Source organism: Syntrophomonas sp. UBA5494 (assembly GCF_002426325.1).
The window spans coordinates 12,665-14,290 of record NZ_DIPG01000139.1; the positions used below are offsets into that span (position 1 = coordinate 12,665).

The 1,626-nt window shown below is 47.8% G+C and carries 1 pseudogene; it reads left to right on the top strand.

What is annotated here, in order from left to right:
- A pseudogene (locus B3W37_RS15600) lies at positions 1 to 1,479 on the top strand (sodium-translocating pyrophosphatase); the annotation flags it as partial.
- Between the last annotated feature and the right edge of the window lie 147 nt (positions 1,480 to 1,626).

Here is a 1,626-nt window from a genome sequence, read left to right on the forward strand (position 1 = left end):
GAGCTGGGCATCCCCGAGGATGATCCGCGTAATCCTGCTGTTATTGCCGACAATGTAGGTGACAATGTGGGTGATACCGCCGGAATGGGAGCAGACCTGTTTGAATCCTATGCTGCCACCAATATTGCGGCAATGCTGATCGGTAATGCCCTGTTCGGTTTTGCCGGAATCATCTTCCCGCTGTTACTGGGGGCTATAGGCCTGATCGCATCTATTATCGGAACCCTTAATGTACGGGTAAAAGAAAACGGCAACCCGCAGAAGGCACTTAATACGGGTTTATATACGACTAATATTATTACCGCTATAGGTGCTTTTTTCTTATGTTTCTATATATTCGGCAACAAGGGTGAGTATGGAAATGTTGCTATTGGCATGTTCGTGTCAGTAGTCCTGGGACTGATCGTTAATGTTCTGGTTGGTTATTTGACCGAGTATTATACCTCTAATTCAATGCACCCCACGATAATGATAGCTGATGCATCTCAATCAGGTGCGGCTACCAATGTTATTTACGGTTTATCCGTTGGCATGGAATCAGTATTTCTGCCCGTACTGCTTTTTGCCGGAGCTATCTACGGTTCCTACAGTACCGTTTATTACTCTGCCCCAGCAGGCCAAGGACTGCAATGGGCAATTTATGGGATCGCTTTATCAGCTTCAGGTATGCTCTCCACCGCCGGAATCATAGTAGCGATGGATTCCTTTGGCCCGGTGGCCGATAATGCCGGGGGAATCGCGGAAATGGCCGGTTTGCCGCCCGAAGTTCGCCAAAAAACCGATTGCCTGGATTCAGTTGGAAATACGACTGCAGCTATTTCCAAAGGCTTTGCTGTTGGCTCGGCTGCTTTAACTGCTATGGCTTTATTTAGTGCTTACGTGAGCAGTGTTAAAGGAAGCATGCAAGTATCCAATTTTTCTGTGAGCTTAACTGATCCCAAAGTCTTAGTCGGGATCTTAATCGGTGGTGCCGTTCCCTTTTTGGTAAGCGCCAAAACAATGCATGCGGTTGGAGAAGCAGCTTTTGAAATGGTTACGGAAGTTCGCCGTCAGTTTAAGACCATTCCCGGTATCATGGAAGGAACCGGGAAACCTGATTATGCCCGCTGTGTGGATATTGCTACCCGGGCTGCTATCAGCAAGATGATTTTACCGGGAATCATTGCCGTTGGAATGCCGATTCTGGTTGGCTTTGTACTGGGTCCTCAATCTCTGGCAGGATTCCTGGTAGGACTAACAACGGTAGGAGTAATCCTGGCCCTATTTTTATCCAATGCAGGCGGTGCCTGGGACAATGCCAAAAAGTATATCGAAGAAGGCGCTTTTGGCGGTAAGGGAACCAAAACCCATGCCGCAGCTGTTATTGGTGATACTATTGGCGATCCTTGCAAAGATACCTCCGGCCCTGCCATGAATCCCCTTATCAAGGTGGCCGGAACCATATCATTGATTATCGCTCCGATTTTAGCGGTTTTATAGAAAGCAAATTTATAGAAACAGGACATGGGGTCAGTCTTCAGAAATAAGACTGACCCCATTCTTTTCTTGATCAATTAGCGCTTTTCTACGGCTCCCCGACATCAGGAGCAATATCCGTAGCCGGCCCTACAGCCCCGACGTCAGGAG